Here is a 16,297-nt window from a genome sequence, read left to right as displayed (position 1 = left end):
ATGAAGGCAGGGGCGATGAATGCGCAGCTGCAACATTCGTTTGCGGCTGCGCCTGTTCGAAACGTTCAGACGTCACGTTTTCGGACTTGGCTGAGGCATAGGTCCGGCTTGAGGAGTTTGAGGAGGTGTCGGAGTGCTCTGCTGCTGAAGCGCCGCGGGGTCGCCACCCGCATGAGGGACGCACGTACCGATGTTGCTGAGCAGGCGTTTGGCCTGGAGGTCGCGGACCTTTGAGTATTCGCGTCGTCGCTCGATATTGGCCGCGGCCCATCGGTCCCAGGCCTCGAAAGCGTCCGTATAGTGCTTTCGCATCTGCTCCTCGGCGGCAAGGCAATCGGCGAACTTGTCGAAAACCAGGTCGGTGTTGACCGGGGTCATGCCTCCTACCAGGACAACGAGCATCCATTTCATCTTGCCGATCGCCTTTCACACCGGGCGAATTCTCCGCTTACGCGCAGAATTCCGTTCACTGTGGTTAGATCGCCCGACGGCTGCGACCGGCTACAAAACCGTAGACGAAAAGCACGATGATGGCGCCTACCACTGCCCCCACTAGTCCTGCGCCTTCTCCTGGCCGGTACCAGCCGAGAGATTGGCCAAGATAGGTCGCTACGAACGCGCCCACTATTCCCAGGATGGTGGTCAGGATGAAACCCGAGGGCTCGTTGTCGCCGGGCATGATGAACTTCGCGATGACGCCTGCGATGAAACCGATGATGATCGTCCAGATGATGCTCATGTCTCTCCCTCGATCGCTGTGGTGTTATCCCGCCGATGAAGCCGGAAGACGTCCATCAGGCGTGTATTTGTCCACGGCAGTCGGAAGCTCTCGGGACAAACGGTCGAGAATCTCCTGCTGCGACAAGCCGGTCTGCTGCTCCAGTTTTTGAAGGACGTCCGGACCGATAGCCTGCTGGAGTTCGGGCGGGGTGACTTCGCGGTTCGGCCCCTGATTGATCCAGGATTGAGCCACATCGCCTTGCCCGTTCTGCCTGAAGTGCTCGAGCAATTCGCCGATCCCGCCGTTCAGCAGCGAACCCACGCCTCCGGTGCCCGCTAGGCCGCCAAGGCTGCCGAGCATGCCGCTCAGGGAATCCTTGGCACCCGCCGGCTGGCCGGAGGTCGCATTGCGAAACATGTCCGCCAGCTTGTCCCGATTTTGATACCCCGCGATTGCGAGCATACCCAAGAGGGCGGTCATCGATGGCATTCCGCGGCTCATTTTCGGCTCCTGAGTTCAACGATCGGCAACCAACCTACGCTGGGCTGAGAAGTTCCAAGTTTTCCCGAGCCGTGGGTTTGGGAAAGGAGGATCTAGAGAAGCATCTGCAAGAAAACGGGAGCGGGCTCCGGGCGAAAGTCCGGAGCAAACCAGCTCGCGCGACGTGCGCCAAATGGCCGCTTTGCTCATGCGGCGCGACGAAGCCTTCGTGCAGGCGGTCGAGGAACTGAAAATGGAAAAGCCCACCAAGTTGGAGCCGCGATGCTGCGTCGCTCGCGTTCGTTCGGCCTCGCGCTCGCAACAGCTTCTTTGAAGGAACTCGCGATTCCTTGAAGCGTCGCACCGCGATGAGTTTCGCGGGCGGAGGAGCAGATGGCAGCGAAGAAGAAGACCGCACGGGGACGCAAACAAGATCGCGCCCGCGTGGCTAACGGCCAGGACTACGAAGTGCGATACGATTCCTCCTGACTTGAACGCGCCAGCTGCCCGACTTGAGCTTCTTAAAGGTCGGCACCGCGTGTGCGCTCCACCCGGATTTCATGTGCGCTAGTGTGCACCGGGAGATCAAACGCGGTACAAACGTGTGCAATTTTGGCTAGTTTGGAGTGCACACGTGTGCACTTGTTCCTGCTCTAGTCCATTGTAAGGATAGGATAACTACTTGGAATATCAAGAATATCGCTTTTCCGTGGCGCCCATGATGGATTGGACCGACCGGCATTGCCGGGTGTTCCACCGTCACCTGACGAGGCGGGCGCTGCTCTATACGGAGATGCTGACCACTGGCGCCATCATTCATGGTGACCGGAAGCGGCTGCTTGGGTTCGACCTGGTCGAGCACCCGGTCGCGCTTCAGCTCGGCGGGTCGGATCCACGCGAGCTGGCGCTGGTGGCGCGGATCGGCGAGGAGTTGGGTTATGACGAAATCAACCTCAACGTCGGCTGCCCCTCCGACCGCGTGAAGGACGGCCGTTTCGGCGCTTGCCTGATGGCAGAGCCTGATCTCGTGGCGAGGTGCGTCGAGGCGATGAAGGGTGCGGTGGCCGTGCCCGTGACCGTGAAGTGCCGCATCGGGATCGACGACCAGGATCCCGAAGTCGCGCTCGACAACCTTGCGCACGCAGTCGTTGACTCCGGCTGCGATGCGCTGATCGTACATGCCCGGAAAGCATGGCTCAGCGGTTTGTCACCGAAGGAGAATCGCGACATCCCGCCGCTCGACTATGATCGCGTCTATCGCCTCAAGCGCGCGATGCCGGATGTGCCTGTCATCATCAACGGCGGCATCCCCGGTGTCGACGAGGCAAGGGCACATCTCGATCACGTTGACGGCGCGATGCTTGGACGAGCCGCCTATCAGGAGCCGTGGCGGCTGCTCTCGGTCGATACCGACATTTTCGGCGAGGCGGCGCCGCATGCCTCGATGCAGGATGCGCTCGAAGGGATGGTGCCCTACATCGAACAGCAACTCGCGCGCGGCACGAGGCTGCACTCTATGACGCGGCATTTCGTCGGCGCATTCCACGCCGTCCCCGGCGCGCGCGCCTTCCGCCGGCATCTTGCCGAGCAGGGGGTGAAGCCGGGCGCTGGCCTCGAGGTGCTACGCGAAGCGATTGCGCGTGTCGGTGCGCACGTACCGGCGGAGGCGGCGGCCTAGCCGTAATCGCATGACGAGCCGGATTGCAAGAGTCTAGTCGACTGCCAGGCGCGAGCGGCGGCGACTGGTCTGGAGCTCCGGATAACCCGTGAGCATCAGCCTGTCGGCGCGCACGCCCCAGCTCTCCAGGCGATCGAGGAAGCTCATCCCGAGCAGGTTGGTCTTCATCTGCCCGCGCTGTACGACGAGGGCTGGCACCGATTTCTCGACGAGGTGACCGACGGAGAGGCGGTCGATCGTGAGGCGGGCCGCCTTGGTATGACCGCCCGCGGTTTCGAGATCGACGTCGTATTCGAGCATCTCGAGCGGCAGCCCGATCGCCTTCGCGGTTTCCCAGGTCAGCACCACCGAGGTCGCGCCGGTGTCAATGACCATCGGTGCGGCCACGCCGTTGATCTTCGCGCGCAGCGCGAATTCGCCGCCCTGGCCGCGCGGAATCTGCACGGCGGGCGCGGGCGCTGCGGTCTGCGTGCGAAAGATATGCGAGACCTTGCTGCTTGCGCGCGCGATCTGGTCGGAATCGCCATAGGCGACGACGGCACCGGCCGTGCAGGCGAGCATGATGAAGACGAGCAGAAAGCGGATCATTGCGCATCTCCAGATGCGCGCCGACCGGTCAGGTGTGTTTCGGCGATCCCGCGATGGGCGGAAGTCCAGCCTGATTCATGCGCGCCGGCAACAGCGCCATGAGGGCGAGCCGCTCCGCGCTCTCCATGGCGTGCCAGCGCGCGATCTCCGGCAATGTGCGTCCGCAGCCGAAGCACAGCCTGGTCTTGGGGTCGATCATGCAGACCGCCACGCACGGCGTTTCTTTGCTCATTGGGGCATAGTGGCGGATGGTCGGGCATGTCTGCAAGCATCTCGTTACGAGCCCGTACCCGCGCTCATGATCGGCTTGCGGCGGGGCCGGCGCTTCTCGTCCGCCACCGCGGAACTCTCGGGTTGGAGCGGCGGAGAATCATCCGACATCGGCGCCAGCGCGCTCATCACGCGCTCGGGCGGGAAGGTGACGATCACTTCGGTGCCGATGCGCAGCTTCGATTTCAGCGTGAACGTACCGCCATGCAGGTCGACCAGATTCTTGGCGATCGGCAGGCCGAGACCGGCGCCCTGTTCGGCCGACTTGATGGAATTGGAGCCTTGGCCGAACGAGGCGAGCACGACCGGGATCTCGTCCTCGGGAATCCCGGAGCCGGTGTCCTTCACCGAGAGATATTGTCCGCCTGAGGCCGTCCAGCCGGCCTTGAGCCAGATCTCGCCGCCCTGCGGAGTGAACTTGATCGAGTTGGAGAGCAGATTGAGCACGACCTGGCGGATCGCGCGCTCGTCGGCCCACAGCCGCGGCATTGCCTGCTCGAACACCTCGTGGATGGTGATGCCACGGCTCGAGGCGCGCAGCTTCATCAAATGATGGCAGTCGGCGACGATGCCGACCAGCGAGACCGCTTCCTCGTTGAGCTCGTAGCGGCCAGCCTCGATCCGCGACAGATCGAGGATCTCGTTGATGAGGTTGAGCAGGTGGACGCCGGAATTGTGGATGTCGGCCGAGTACTCCTTGTAGACCGGCACGGCATGCGCGCCGAAAATCTCGCTCTTCATCACTTCCGAGAAGCCGAGGATTGCATTGAGCGGCGTCCGCAGTTCGTGGCTCATCTGCGCCAGAAAGCGCGACTTGGCCACATTGGCGGATTCGGCGCGGTGGCGCGCTTCGTCCGAGATCGCCTTGGCTTGTTCGAGCTCGCCGATCAGCGCGTCCTTCTCGGCCCGCGCCTCGAGCGTGGCGAAGGTCGAAGAGTGCAGGCGGTGAGCCAGCAACACGAAATAGCCTTCGGCGGCGACGGCGAGCGCGGCCAGGATGTAATTATCCAGCGAGCCGGTCATCACGAAGCTCAGCGCCATCGCGACCGCGACCGGTGCGGTGGCGGCGAGGGCGGCGATCGGCAGATTGGCGGCCAGCATGCTTGATACTGCGATCACCAGCAGCATCAGGAACATCATCAGCGTTTCCGTGATCATGTCGAGCACGGGATGGATCAGGATCGCCATCCAGCAAAGGCCATAGAGCAGGTCGAGCACGACGAAACGCGTCTGCCATGCGCGCGTTGCCGCGGGCGAGGCGGGCTCGGCCAGGAAGCGGTGGCAGCTGCGGATCATTGCGGCATGAATGCAAAGCATGCCGGCGGTCCAGGCCGCGGCCGGGATCGGCTGCATCCACAGCCCAAACAGCACGCCTGTCGCGACCACAAGCAGCATCACGACATAGGAGGCCGACAGCCGCGTCTGGGCGTACTGGCGCAGCATTTCGGCATCGAAAGCCGGCCGGGTTCCACTGGTCGACGTTAACTTATCGCGCGCCTCGCGCACCCGCTGTGCCGCAGCCCGGCGATGGCTCGCCGACGGCACGCTCACCGGCTCGGCCGGAAGCTGCACAACCTCGGGCTTTTCAGCGGGTTTACTCATCGCACAACAACAATTCCTGCCCGCGCGGGACGGGCCTTCTGCATTGTCTATCTCTGGCAAGAAATCCTTAAGAGGTGACTTAAGGAGCTAAAGAATTACGTTAACCCGGCGTTAATTTTGGATCCGGCGTGAGCCGCTCAATGCAGCGCCGCGTGCTGCGCGATGTACACCACGGCGCCCGCCAGATAGCCGGCGAGCGCGGGAACGGCGATGCGGCGGGCGTACCAGAGGAACTCGATGCGCTCGAGCCCCATGGCGGCGACGCCTGCGGCCGAGCCGATGATCAGGATCGAGCCGCCGGTTCCGGCGCAATAGGCGATGAACTCCCAGATGAAGCTGTCGGGTGGATAATGCGCGAGGTCGTACATGCCCATCGTCGCGGCGACCAGCGGCACGTTGTCGATGACAGCACTGAGCAGGCCGAGCACGATCACGATGATGTCCTGTCGGCCGATCGCGGTGTCCAGCCATTTGGCCAGCATGGAGAGCAGGCCGGCATGTTCGAGGCAGGCGACCGCGAGCAAGATGCCGAGGAAGAATACGATCGAGCCCATGTCGATCCGCGTCAGCGCATTCGCAAGCGTGAGGGGACCGCGGACATGCTCATCCTTTTTGCGATGAACGATCTCGCCGACCAACCACACGATGCCAAGCCCGAGCAGGACGCCCATGAAGGGCGGCAGGTGCGTGACCGTCTTGAAGGCGGGCACCGCGATCAGTACGCCGAGTCCGAGATAGAACATCACGTTCCGCTCGAACGGATCGACGCCCTGCAATCCGTCCTCTTTCGGCGGTGGTGCGATGGTCTTGCCCTTGAGTGAAAAGCTGATGAATGCGAGCGGCACCAGCAGGCTGAGCAAGGAGGGCAGGAACACCGCGCTCATGATTTTCAGGGGCGAAATCTGTCCGCCGATCCACAGCATGGTCGTGGTGACGTCGCCGATCACGGTCCATGCGCCGCCGGCATTTGCGGCGATGACGATGAGGGAGGCGAACAGCAAGCGGTCGTCGCGCTTGGCGATCAGCCGCTGGATCAGCGAGACCATGACGATGGTGGTGGTCAGATTGTCGAGGATTGCACTAAGGAAGAAGGTAACGAAGCCAATCAGCCATATCAGACGGACCTGGCTGGTCGTGCTGATGCGGGAGGTGATGACCTCGAAACCGTCATGGGCGTCGATGACCTCGACGATGGTCATCGCGCCAACCAGGAAGAACACGATCTGCGCGGTGGCAGCGACGGACTCGTCAAGCTGACGGCCGACCAGCGTGTGGTCGCCGGTCGCGAGCGCGTAGATTGTCCAGAGCACGCCCGCGCCGAGTAGCGCAGACGCGCTCTTGTTCACCCCGATAGGATGCTCGAGCGCGATCGCCGCATAGGCGAGGATGAAGATTGCGGCGAGTGCGGTCAGCAAGGCAGGATCACTTCGTGAGGTGTCAGCGATTCAGGCGCGCGAGCAGGCTCGATGTATCCCAGCGCTTGCCGCCCATCTTCTCGACCTCGGCGTAGAACTGGTCGACGAGCGCGGTCACCGGCAAATTGGCGCCATTGCGGCGGGCTTCGGCTAGCGAGATCGAGAGATCCTTGCGCATCCATTCGACCGCGAAGCCGAAATCGTATTTGTCCTCGTTCATGGTCTTGTAGCGGTTCTCCATCTGCCAGGACTGCGCGGCGCCCTTGGAGATGGTTTCGATCACGGCGGCGACGTCAAGGCCACTTTTCTTGGCGAAGTGAATACCCTCGGAGAGGCCCTGGACGAGGCCGGCGATGCAGATCTGGTTGACCATTTTGGTCAGCTGGCCGGAGCCGGCGGGCCCCAGCAATTTGCACATCCGCGCATAGGCGCCTGTGATGATCGGCTCGGCGCCGGCATAGGCGTCCTGCGCGCCGCCGCACATCACCGTCAGCACGCCGTTCTCGGCGCCGGCCTGGCCGCCGGACACGGGTGCGTCGATGAACTTGAAGCCGGCCTTGGTCGCGGCCGCATCGAGCTCACGCGCGACCTCGGCGGAAGCGGTGGTGTGGTCGACGAAGGTTGCACCCTTCTTCATGCCGGCGAACGCGCCGTCGGCACCGATCGTGACCGCGCGCAGATCGTTATCGTTGCCGACGCAGCACATCACGAAATCCTGGCCCTCGGCCGCGGCCTTCGGGGTCGCCGCGGTCTTGCCGCCGAACTTGTCCGCCCACTCCTTCGCCTTGGCCGCGGTGCGGTTATAGACGGTGACCTCATGGCCCCCTTTTTTCACGAGGTGTCCGGCCATGGGGAAGCCCATCACGCCGAGACCGAGGAAAGCGACTTTAGCCATCTGTAGTACCTTGTCCGTAGTTTGGGTTTTACGGTTCTTGCCGGGCGAGGGCCGTCCGGTTCCGCCATTGCGGCAGATCGGGCGCACCATAAACCCTTGAGGCCGGAGGGCAACGGGTTCGTTTGGCCCCCGCCTGTGTTAGGATGGTGGACCTAAGGACTTCAAAAAAAGGGAGCGAAGGCATGGGCGGCGTAAGCGTGGGCGTGCTCGATCATTTCAATGTCCGGACCCGGAATCTGGCCGAAACCGTCCGCTTCTACGAGGACGTGCTGGGCCTGGAAAAAGGCGCCCGGCCGAATTTCGCCTTCCCCGGCGCCTGGATGTACAGCGAGGGAAAGCCGGTGGTGCACCTCGTCGATATTTCTCCGACTGCCGAGCCACAAAAGCCGGATTCCGGCGTTGTCCACCACGTCGCCTTCGCCAGCCGCGGGTTTGACGGCATGAAGCAGCGGCTGGCCTCAAAGGGGATGAAGTTCGACTCCCGCCAAGTGCCCGGCGGTGAGCTCTGGCAGATCTTCGTCCACGACCCCAACGGGGTCATGATCGAGCTCAACTACGAGGCGGCCCTGGAGCAGGGGGCCGCGCCCGCCGAGATGGCTGACGATATCGGCAGGCAGTAGCCTTTTGGGCGTTTCCGCTCTAATGGGGCATCTTGAATTCTAGGAGATGCGCTTTGAGCGTGACGCAGCAACAGGTTCTCGACAGCCTCGCCAGGATCAAGTCGCCCCGCGGGGTCGCGCTCACCAATGCCAATGTGCTGAGCGCGATCAGCGCGGCCGACGGCAAGGTGTTCTTCTCGATCAATGTCGAAGCCGCCGAAGCGCGAGCCTGGGAATCCGTCCGGGCCGAGGCCGAGGCCGCGGTGCGCGCCATTCCCGGCGTCACCACCGTCATGGTGGCGCTGACCGCCGAGCGGAAGGCCGGCGCGGCGCCGCCACCGCCGCCAACTCCCAGCCGCGGCACGCCGGGCGTGCAGCCCGTCCACGCCCACAAGCCGCCGCCGCAGGGCGGCGCCCAATCGCCGATGGCGCGGCAGTCCGAGATTCCGGGCGTCGCGGCCGTGATCGCGGTCGCCTCGGGCAAGGGCGGTGTCGGCAAATCCACCACCGCGCTTAACCTGGCACTCGGTCTGCGCGATCTCGGCCTCAAGGTCGGGCTGCTCGATGCCGACATCTACGGCCCATCGGTGCCGCGGCTGACGGGCCTGCATGAGAAGCCGGAGCTGAACGACGAGCGCAAGATGATTCCGCTCAAGCGCTTTGGCCTGGCCATCATGTCGATCGGCTTCCTGGTGGAGGAAGAGACCGCGATGATCTGGCGCGGGCCGATGGTGATGTCGGCAGTGACGCAGATGCTGCGCGACGTCGTATGGGGCCAGCTCGATGTGCTCGTCGTCGACATGCCGCCAGGCACCGGCGATGCCCAGCTCACGCTGGCGCAGAACGTCCCTTTGAAGGGCGCCGTGATCGTCTCGACCCCGCAGGACCTGTCGCTGATCGACGCAAGGCGGGGGCTTGCGATGTTCAAGAAGGTCAACGTGCCCGTGCTGGGCATCGTCGAGAACATGAGCTATTTCCAGTGCCCGCAATGCGGCACGAAATCCGACATTTTCGGCCATGGCGGCGCGCGCCACGAGGCCGAGAAGCTCGGGGTACCATTCCTGGGCGAGATCCCCCTGCACATGGCGATTCGCGCCACCTCGGATGCGGGCACGCCCGTAGTGGACAGCGAGCCGGATGGTCCCCATGCGGCGATCTACCGCGCCATTGCGGGACAGGTGCGGGACCAGCTCAAGGGCGTCATCGCCGCGGCCTAAGCGGATCCAAGCCGATCCCTTGAAACCAATACCTTGGGGACATGCGACTTTCGTAGAGCCCTGTCATGCCAATGTCGCGTTTCGAAAGCAGGGCTTCCGTGTTAAAGGCCCACGGCAGTCAAGCCCCTTCGGTTCGACGCGGCCCAAGAACGCGTCGCCGGAATGAGCGGCAGCAAAGAGGAAGTTAGGGGAAACGCCCCAACAAGGAGAGACTGAAGATGAAGCGTCGTGATTTCCTGAAAGTGTCGGCAGCCGGCGCGGCGGCGACCGCCGCGGTGGCCTCGCCGGCGATCGCGCAGTCCTCGCCCGAGATCAAGTGGCGCCTGACGTCGAGCTTCCCGAAGTCGCTCGACACCATCTATGGCGGTGCCGAGCAGATGGCGAAGTACGTCGCCGAGATGACCGACAACAAGTTTCAGATCCAGGTCTTCCAGGCGGGTGAAATCGTCCCGGGCCTGCAGGCGCTGGATGCGACCCAGAAGGGCACCGTCGAGATGTGCCACACGGTGTCGTATTATTACGTCGGCAAAGACCCGACCTTCGCGATTTTCGCGTCGGTGCCTTTCGGCCTGAATGCACGCCAGCAGAATTCCTGGCTGTACCAAGGCGGCGGCAACGAGCTCGCCAACGAGTTCTTCAAGAAGACGAACGTGGTGGGCTTCCCCTGCGGCAACACCGGCACCCAGATGGGCGGCTGGTTCCGCAAGGAGATCAAGACCGTTGCCGACCTGTCGGGCCTGAAGATGCGCATCGGCGGCATTGCCGGCCAGGTGCTTCAGAAGGTCGGCGTGGTGCCGCAGCAGCTCGCCGGCGGCGACATCTATCCGTCGCTCGAGAAGGGCACCATCGACGCGGCCGAATGGGTCGGTCCCTACGATGACGAGAAGCTCGGCTTCGCCAAGGTCGCCAAGTACTACTACTACCCGGGCTTCTGGGAAGGCGGTCCGACCGTTCACGCCTTCGCCAACATCGACAAGTGGAACGAGCTGCCGAAGAACTATCAGGCGATCCTCACCAACGCGACCGTCAACACCAACACCTGGATGGCCGCGCGCTACGACATGGTGAACCCCGGCGCGCTGAAGCGTCTGGTCGCCGGCGGAACGCAGCTTCGCCCGTTCACCAATGAGGTTCTGGAAGCCTGCCTCAAGGCGACCAACGAATTGTGGGGCGAGATCTCGGCCAAGAATCCCGACTTCAAGAAGTCGATCGACGCCATGCAGGCCTACCGCTCCGACGAATATCTGTGGTGGCAGGTCGCCGAATACACCTACGACAGCTTCATGATCCGCTCGCGCACCCGCGGCTGATCTTCGAGCAAGTCGCAAGACGACACGCCCGGTCTCGTTCGCGAGGCCGGGCTTTTCTTTGGGGCGACGCGATCGGAATAGGCGAGCGGATATCGGCGAGCGGCGGTGTCGCCGGGGGACGGGCGGGGCCTCCAACAAAAAATCTGAAAAACAACCCCATGCACAGTAGACGAGGGGTGAGAGGACAAGGCGTTGCGAGTGTAGCCAACAGCTTGATGCGATGGGCTAATTGGCAGGCACGCCCGAGCATCGCGCGGTCGAGGGCAACTTCGTATTTTTGGGCGTCAAAGCGGGCAGGCGCGCGTGCTTCAGCGAGATCGTTTGACTCGTCGGGCAAAACAGTGGCATAAAGGCATTATCGCAAAATCCGAAATGAGCGCCTCGGCGGCTGGCCTGGGGTTGATGATGAGCTTCGATCCCGATGAGGTTCAAAGCGCGCTGCGCAAGGCCTGGTCGTTGGCAACCGCCAGTCAATGGACGGCGAGCAATCCGGCGGCGGGGCAATGCAACGTCACCTCGCTGCTGATCCACGAGCTCTTCGGCGGCGAGTTGCTGAGGACGCCGCTGCCGGCCGGCGACCATTTTTACAATCGCATCGGTGGTCGGCGGTACGACTTTACGGCCAGCCAGTTCGATCAGCCGATTGCTTACAGGGATTTACCTGCAAGCCGTGCCGATGTGGAATTGGGAGCGACAAGCGATGAACTGGCCGAACTCAGAGAGGCTTTTCAGGAGCGTCGTACGAAGTAAAGCCAAGGGCCAATCGCAGACGGGTGACAGGAGTGGGCGCGGGAAATCAGCTCAACATCAATTCGCAAGACGGTCTTTGCTCATGCGCAGGATGACCACCACACCCTCTTCCGACCAGTCAAAAGTTATAGTCCCGCCAAGCTGGGCGGCCATACTTCGGTGCACCAACTGGCTTCCAAAGCCTTCGAGCTTTGTTGGAGCGACAACGGGGGGACCACCCCGCTCCGTCCACTTGACCACGACCTCGTCCTCGTGAGCGTTGCACGATACGTCCAGGGTGCCACTTGAAAGGGACAGCGCACCGTATTTCGCAGAGTTGGTTGCCAGTTCATGCATCACCAAGGCGAGTGCTGTGCTGGAAGCCTCTCCCACGTTCATCTTGGGGACCGAGACACGAATACGAACGCTGGCTCCTTCCTCATCGTACGGCGCAAGCAGAACAGAGATGAGGTCTCCGAGAAGCGTCCCTTCTCTATTTCGTCCCGGTACCGGGCGCACAAGGTCCTGAGCACGTCCAAGAGCCATCAGGCGACTGGTCAGCTCCTGGGCCATATCCTCTTTTGATGCTGCCGAGCGTGAGCTCATTTGCGTCAGCGCCGTTGCGACGGTGAGAAGGTTTTTCAGCCGGTGGCTCATCTCGCCCGCCAGGAGCTCGTTGGCTTCCTCGGCTTGCTTGCGTTGGGTGACGTCCAGGAAAATACCGAACATCGTTCGATCCGCGATGTCGGCATCGTCGCCCTGGCCCCGCGCGGAAATCCAACGGATATCGCTGCCGGTCAGAATACGAAAATCTATCTCGTAAGAGCCTACGACTGCGCGAGTAGCGGCAAATGCCGATCTCACCCTCTCAAGATCGGCGGGGTGGATGTTCTTGGACAGTATCTCGAACGTAATTTTCTGCTCGCCCTTGGGCACCTCCCAAAGGTCGTACGCGGGTTCATCCATGGTGATGGCGTCGGTATCAACGTTCCAGGACCATAGAGCGACACCGGCGGCGCGAGTGGCAGCCCGGAGGTGCTTTTCGTGCCACAAGGGCATCGTCACCTGGCTAGGAACCATTGTGCTTCGTTTTCCCGCTTTATCTGACCAATCGGCACCTCGGCCAACGGGCGATCGACAGATACCATACCCGGTCGAAAAGGTCTCCGTTCGACCGAGAGGGCGGGTTGAAGTGTGGTCCCGCGCCCGAGTTGGCTCAGAAGCGATCCTCCGCAAACGAGCCGTGAGGTTCGCCGACGGCGATCAGCGGCGTTGTTCGTGAGCGATTACGCGTTGCTTCGCGAAACGCCTGGGCCTTCCCGTCCATGGGTCAACACGGCCTCGGCAGCAGCTTCGTCGATGGCCGCCATCACATCAGCGGTTGCGGAATGATGAATCATGTGTCCCGCTCCGTCGATCCGGTGCAATTTGCTCTGCTTGACCTCGCCATGCAGCCTGACCGACTGCTTGATATCGATCAGACGATCGTTCTGGCCCGCGATAATGATCGTCGGCATCTTGAGTTCTGCATAAGTCTTCGAACCTGAGAATGCGGCGGAGATCAACATCGTCGCTTCGGCCGCTGTGGCCCGCATCTGTGATGGGCGCAACGCCATTTCTTTCGGAAAGCCGGCGAACTTGTTCGGGACCGGCCGGGGGCCAAACAGCTTGCGCAACATCGCGGGCCACATCATCCGACCGGCTAGCGGCGAAATCGTGGAGCTGATGACGTCCCCGACCACCGGTAGGGCGGACAGCACCGACGCCGCGCTGTCCGCGCGGGGAGTCGGGAAATAATAGCCCGAGGCCAATACGAGAGCCTGCACGAACGAAGGATGTCTTGTCGCCAGCGCAACCGCAACCGACGCTCCCCATGAATGGCCAAGGACAATCGCTTGAGAGACGCCCAACTGATCGAGGGCCTTCTTGAACAGGTCCGCCTGGGCATCCGGAGTCCAGACGACGTGCCTTGGCCGCGAGCTATGCCCAAAACCGGGACGATCGAACACTATGACCCTGTAGTTCTCGGCTGCGAGATCGATCAATCCACTCGAGACGAAATCCTGGACCATGCTGCCATTGCCGTGAAACAAGACTAGCGGCTTGCCTCTGCCGCGTTCCAAATAGTGCAGGCGAACCCCCTCGACGTCGATGAACCGACCCTGCGGAGGATTATCGCGTTGCGCTTTGTTCGCGAGCCGCCGGTTTATGATTGCGGTAGCCGCAACGAGGGTACCTGCGGCAGCAAACGCGGCGGCGCCTGGATGTCGCGTGATGGCGCCCAAGCAATCGGATAGAAGGGAGCTGGAACGTGTTCGTCGTGCAAGGCGCATGTGCATTACCTTAGGTGGTCTGCACGACGCCCCATCAAATGAGAAATGTTGCAGCTGAGTTGAACGGTTCGCGGGGGTGTTCGTTCCTCGGCAGGGCCGACGGCGGCGGGGCCCAAGGAGGTAAATTTCCGGGCCATCCGCGACCTCATCCGCTCGTGCCCGGACTGGCTTACAGGAACCTGACGGAAGGGAGCGGCCGGCCCGCCGGGTGCTTTTTCGCTGGCCGAGATGCCCCGGATGATGGAAGACAGCGAAGATGCGGCGGAAGCCGTGCGGTGACACCGGAACATCCCGCGGGAAAATGCGATGCGCCTTCTGATCGTCGAGGACAATGCCGAGCTGTCGCGGCTCGTTGCCGGCGGGCTGTCGGCGGCCGGCTATGAGAGCGACATCGTCGGCAGCGCTGCCGAAGCGCGCGAGGCGGTCAGCAGCGTCAGCTATGCCGCGATGATCCTCGACCTCGGACTACCCGACGGCGATGGCCTGTCGGTGCTGCGTGAGCTTCGCCGGCAGATGGAGCCGTTGCCGGTGCTGGTGCTGACCGCGCGCGGCGGCTTGCAAGATCGTGTCAGCGGCCTGCGCAGCGGCGCCGACGACTATCTCGCCAAACCGTTCGCGATGGAGGAGCTGGTGGCGCGACTGGAGGCGATCCTGCGCCGTCCGGGCCAGTTGCTTGGCCGCTCGCTGCGCCTCGCCAACCTCGTCTATGACACCGAGAGCCGCCAGATCTTCGTCGACGACCAGCCGCGCATCATCTCCGCGCGCGAGACCTCGGTGCTCGAGATCCTGCTGCGCCGGCAGGGGCGGGTGGTACCGAAGAAGAACGTCGAGGACCACATCTTCGGCCTCGATGGCGAGGTCGCCTCCAACGCGGTCGAGGTCTACGTCTCGCGGCTGCGCAAGCAGCTCGCCGAGCATGGCGCCAAGGTCGTGATCCACACCATCCGTGGCGTCGGCTATCTCATGGCCGAGGAGAAATAGCGTGGCCCGGATCGGATCTCACGCCGGATTCCGCGCCGGGATCCATGGGAGGTCGCCGACGTTCAAATCGCTGATCTGGCGCATCGTGTTCCTGCACATCGTGGCGGTCGCGGTGGTCGCGATCTTCCTGCCGCTGGTGCTGTTCTGGCTGCTCAATTCAGAGATCGACCAGCTGCATCGCGATGCCATGCGCGCGCAGGCCGAGGTGTTGGCCGAGCGCATCGTCGCCCAGCCCGACGGGCTGCTGACGTTCAACCTGCCGGACAGTCTCAAGGGCCTTTATTCAGAAGCCTATGGCCGCTACCAGTACGACATTCGCGATGCCGGGGGGAATCTGCTGTTTTCGTCGCGGCGCAAGACCGGCACTGCGGCGGCCGCGCCACCGCCGCTCTCCGAAACGATTTCCGGGGCCGGAGTCACCCGCACCGTCGACGGCAAGGTGATACGCATTCGCGTCGCGGAGGACCTCGCGCACCGCGACGTCATCATCGACGACATCGTATCGAACTTCTTCCGGCGGGTCGGATGGATCACCATTCCGATCCTGCTGGTCCTGCTCGGCATCGACATCATCATCTTTCGCCGCGCTGTTGCGCCGCTATGGAAGGCCTCCGAGGAGGCGAGCAATATCGGCCCGGCGCGCACGGACATCCGTCTGCCGACGGAGCAGATTCCGCGCGAGATCATGCCGCTCGTCACCGCCGTCAACCAGGCGCTCGACCGCCTCGAGGACGGCTTTCGGGTGCAGCGGCAGTTCACCGCCGACGCCGCGCATCAATTGCGCACGCCGCTCGCGATCCTGCGCACGCGGATCGAGACGCTCGGCGATGGCGCCGCACGGCATGCGCTGCATGCCGACATCGAGGGCATGAGCCGCATCGTCGCGCAGCTACTGGAGATCGCCGAGCTCGACACGCTGGTGCTCGATCCCGGCGAGACCGCGGATTTGCGCGCGGTCTGCGCCGAGGTGGTCGGTTCGATCGCGCCGCTCGCGATCGCACAGCACAAGGATATCGCGCTGAGGGGCACCGAGGCGCCGGTGCTGATCCACGGCAATTCGGTGATGCTCCAGCGCGCGATCTTCAATCTCGCCGAAAACGCCATCAAGTTCACGGCAAAGGACACGTCGGTCGATGTCGAGGTGAGCGAGGACGGTGCGGTGCGCGTGCGCGATTGCGGCCCGGGAATTGCGGAAGCCGAGCGCGAATTGATCTTCCACCGCTTCTGGCGCGCCGACCGCCAGCGCAGCGACGGCGCGGGCCTCGGGCTGTCGATCGTGCGCGCCGTCGCGGATGATCACGCGGCGACGGTTGCGGTGGACAATCTTCCCGGCGGCGGCGCGCAGTTCACGCTGCGGTTCAGGCTGGCGGAGAAGTCGGACGACGTTGATTTGAACGCGGCGCGGCGCTGACGCGCCACTTTCTCCCACATCCGCCTTTGCCAAGGCTTCGGCGGACGTGAGGAGAGAAGGAAGATCGG

Annotated in this window: 18 protein-coding genes and 1 pseudogene; 9 read left to right on the top strand and 10 right to left on the bottom strand. The window is 63.1% G+C overall.

The window, feature by feature from the left end; all coding sequences use genetic code 11:
* Positions 1-72 precede the first annotated feature (72 nt).
* The 3 genes from BcanWU425_RS24940 to BcanWU425_RS24930 form a co-directional block, all read right to left on the bottom strand.
* Complete coding sequence (locus BcanWU425_RS24940; protein WP_085395844.1) at positions 73-411, bottom strand: hypothetical protein; 339 nt, start codon at positions 409-411, stop codon at positions 73-75.
* A 64-nt stretch (positions 412-475) separates the two neighbouring features.
* Positions 476-739: a GlsB/YeaQ/YmgE family stress response membrane protein gene (locus BcanWU425_RS24935; RefSeq protein WP_018459399.1), complete on the bottom strand. Its 264-nt coding sequence runs from the start codon at positions 737-739 to the stop codon at positions 476-478.
* Positions 740-763: 24 nt separating this feature from the next.
* Positions 764-1,222, bottom strand: a complete 459-nt coding sequence (locus tag BcanWU425_RS24930) for a YidB family protein (RefSeq protein ID WP_026233798.1) — start codon at positions 1,220-1,222, stop codon at positions 764-766.
* Between the two features lie 172 nt (positions 1,223-1,394).
* On the opposite strand from BcanWU425_RS24930, the gene BcanWU425_RS24925 reads away from it, so the two are divergent.
* The 3 genes and pseudogenes from BcanWU425_RS24925 to dusA all read left to right on the top strand — a co-directional run bounded on the left by BcanWU425_RS24925 (position 1,395) and on the right by dusA (position 2,879).
* The gene (locus BcanWU425_RS24925) at positions 1,395-1,535 is read left to right on the top strand and encodes a hypothetical protein (protein ID WP_018459397.1); all 141 of its coding nucleotides are present in this window, start codon (positions 1,395-1,397) and stop codon (positions 1,533-1,535) included.
* Positions 1,536-1,594: 59 nt separating this feature from the next.
* Positions 1,595-1,684, top strand: a pseudogene (locus BcanWU425_RS24920) (DUF3606 domain-containing protein); the annotation flags it as partial.
* Positions 1,685-1,919: 235 nt separating this feature from the next.
* Entirely contained in the window at positions 1,920-2,879 is a 960-nt protein-coding gene (gene dusA, locus BcanWU425_RS24915) for a tRNA dihydrouridine(20/20a) synthase DusA (protein ID WP_231190905.1), read from the top strand.
* A 33-nt stretch (positions 2,880-2,912) separates the two neighbouring features.
* On the opposite strand, the gene BcanWU425_RS24910 is transcribed toward dusA, so the two are convergent.
* The 5 genes from BcanWU425_RS24910 to BcanWU425_RS24890 all read right to left on the bottom strand — a co-directional run bounded on the left by BcanWU425_RS24910 (position 2,913) and on the right by BcanWU425_RS24890 (position 7,649).
* Positions 2,913-3,467 carry a TIGR02281 family clan AA aspartic protease gene (locus BcanWU425_RS24910; protein ID WP_018459395.1) on the bottom strand — a complete coding sequence of 185 codons (555 nt, stop codon included), beginning with the start codon at positions 3,465-3,467 and terminating at the stop codon, positions 2,913-2,915.
* Positions 3,468-3,495: 28 nt separating this feature from the next.
* Positions 3,496-3,699, bottom strand: coding sequence for a DUF1289 domain-containing protein (locus BcanWU425_RS24905; RefSeq protein WP_018459394.1), 204 nt, complete (start codon positions 3,697-3,699; stop codon positions 3,496-3,498).
* A 44-nt stretch (positions 3,700-3,743) separates the two neighbouring features.
* Positions 3,744-5,339: a sensor histidine kinase gene (locus tag BcanWU425_RS24900; protein ID WP_018459393.1), complete on the bottom strand. Its 1,596-nt coding sequence runs from the start codon at positions 5,337-5,339 to the stop codon at positions 3,744-3,746.
* A 137-nt stretch (positions 5,340-5,476) separates the two neighbouring features.
* On the bottom strand, positions 5,477-6,754 hold the full coding sequence (nhaD, locus tag BcanWU425_RS24895) for a sodium:proton antiporter NhaD (RefSeq protein WP_204510887.1): 1,278 nt from the start codon (positions 6,752-6,754) through the stop codon (positions 5,477-5,479).
* 22 nt (positions 6,755-6,776) lie between these two features.
* Positions 6,777-7,649, bottom strand: a complete 873-nt coding sequence (locus BcanWU425_RS24890; RefSeq protein ID WP_026233796.1) for an NAD(P)-dependent oxidoreductase — start codon at positions 7,647-7,649, stop codon at positions 6,777-6,779.
* A 182-nt stretch (positions 7,650-7,831) separates the two neighbouring features.
* Between BcanWU425_RS24890 and BcanWU425_RS24885 the strand changes: the two genes are divergently transcribed.
* The 4 genes from BcanWU425_RS24885 to BcanWU425_RS24870 all read left to right on the top strand — a co-directional run bounded on the left by BcanWU425_RS24885 (position 7,832) and on the right by BcanWU425_RS24870 (position 11,525).
* On the top strand, positions 7,832-8,269 hold the full coding sequence (locus tag BcanWU425_RS24885; protein ID WP_018459390.1) for a VOC family protein: 438 nt from the start codon (positions 7,832-7,834) through the stop codon (positions 8,267-8,269).
* A 53-nt stretch (positions 8,270-8,322) separates the two neighbouring features.
* Positions 8,323-9,465, top strand: a complete 1,143-nt coding sequence (locus tag BcanWU425_RS24880) for an Mrp/NBP35 family ATP-binding protein (RefSeq protein ID WP_085352723.1) — start codon at positions 8,323-8,325, stop codon at positions 9,463-9,465.
* A gap of 218 nt (positions 9,466-9,683) precedes the next feature.
* Positions 9,684-10,775 carry a TRAP transporter substrate-binding protein gene (locus tag BcanWU425_RS24875; protein ID WP_018459388.1) on the top strand — a complete coding sequence of 364 codons (1,092 nt, stop codon included), beginning with the start codon at positions 9,684-9,686 and terminating at the stop codon, positions 10,773-10,775.
* Between the two features lie 303 nt (positions 10,776-11,078).
* Positions 11,079-11,525, top strand: coding sequence for a YunG family protein (locus tag BcanWU425_RS24870; protein WP_438286320.1), 447 nt, complete (start codon positions 11,079-11,081; stop codon positions 11,523-11,525).
* A 57-nt stretch (positions 11,526-11,582) separates the two neighbouring features.
* On the opposite strand, the gene BcanWU425_RS24865 is transcribed toward BcanWU425_RS24870, so the two are convergent.
* Both BcanWU425_RS24865 and BcanWU425_RS24860 read right to left on the bottom strand, forming a co-directional pair.
* A complete protein-coding gene (locus tag BcanWU425_RS24865; RefSeq protein ID WP_231190903.1) occupies positions 11,583-12,563 on the bottom strand; it encodes a sensor histidine kinase in 981 nt (326 codons plus the stop codon).
* Between the two features lie 227 nt (positions 12,564-12,790).
* Positions 12,791-13,837, bottom strand: coding sequence for an alpha/beta fold hydrolase (locus BcanWU425_RS24860; RefSeq protein ID WP_204510888.1), 1,047 nt, complete (start codon positions 13,835-13,837; stop codon positions 12,791-12,793).
* 306 nt (positions 13,838-14,143) lie between these two features.
* Between BcanWU425_RS24860 and BcanWU425_RS24855 the strand changes: the two genes are divergently transcribed.
* Both BcanWU425_RS24855 and BcanWU425_RS24850 read left to right on the top strand, forming a co-directional pair.
* A complete protein-coding gene (locus BcanWU425_RS24855) occupies positions 14,144-14,818 on the top strand; it encodes a response regulator transcription factor (RefSeq protein WP_007592584.1) in 675 nt (224 codons plus the stop codon).
* A gap of 1 nt (position 14,819) precedes the next feature.
* A complete protein-coding gene (locus BcanWU425_RS24850; protein ID WP_085385594.1) occupies positions 14,820-16,229 on the top strand; it encodes a sensor histidine kinase in 1,410 nt (469 codons plus the stop codon).
* Positions 16,230-16,297 lie beyond the last annotated feature (68 nt).

Origin of the sequence: Bradyrhizobium sp. WU425 (assembly GCF_021052305.1) — a bacterium.
GTDB lineage: Bacteria > Pseudomonadota > Alphaproteobacteria > Rhizobiales > Xanthobacteraceae > Bradyrhizobium > Bradyrhizobium canariense_D.
Note: the sequence above shows the minus strand (reverse complement) of the source record. Positions and strands in the feature narration are given on the sequence as shown.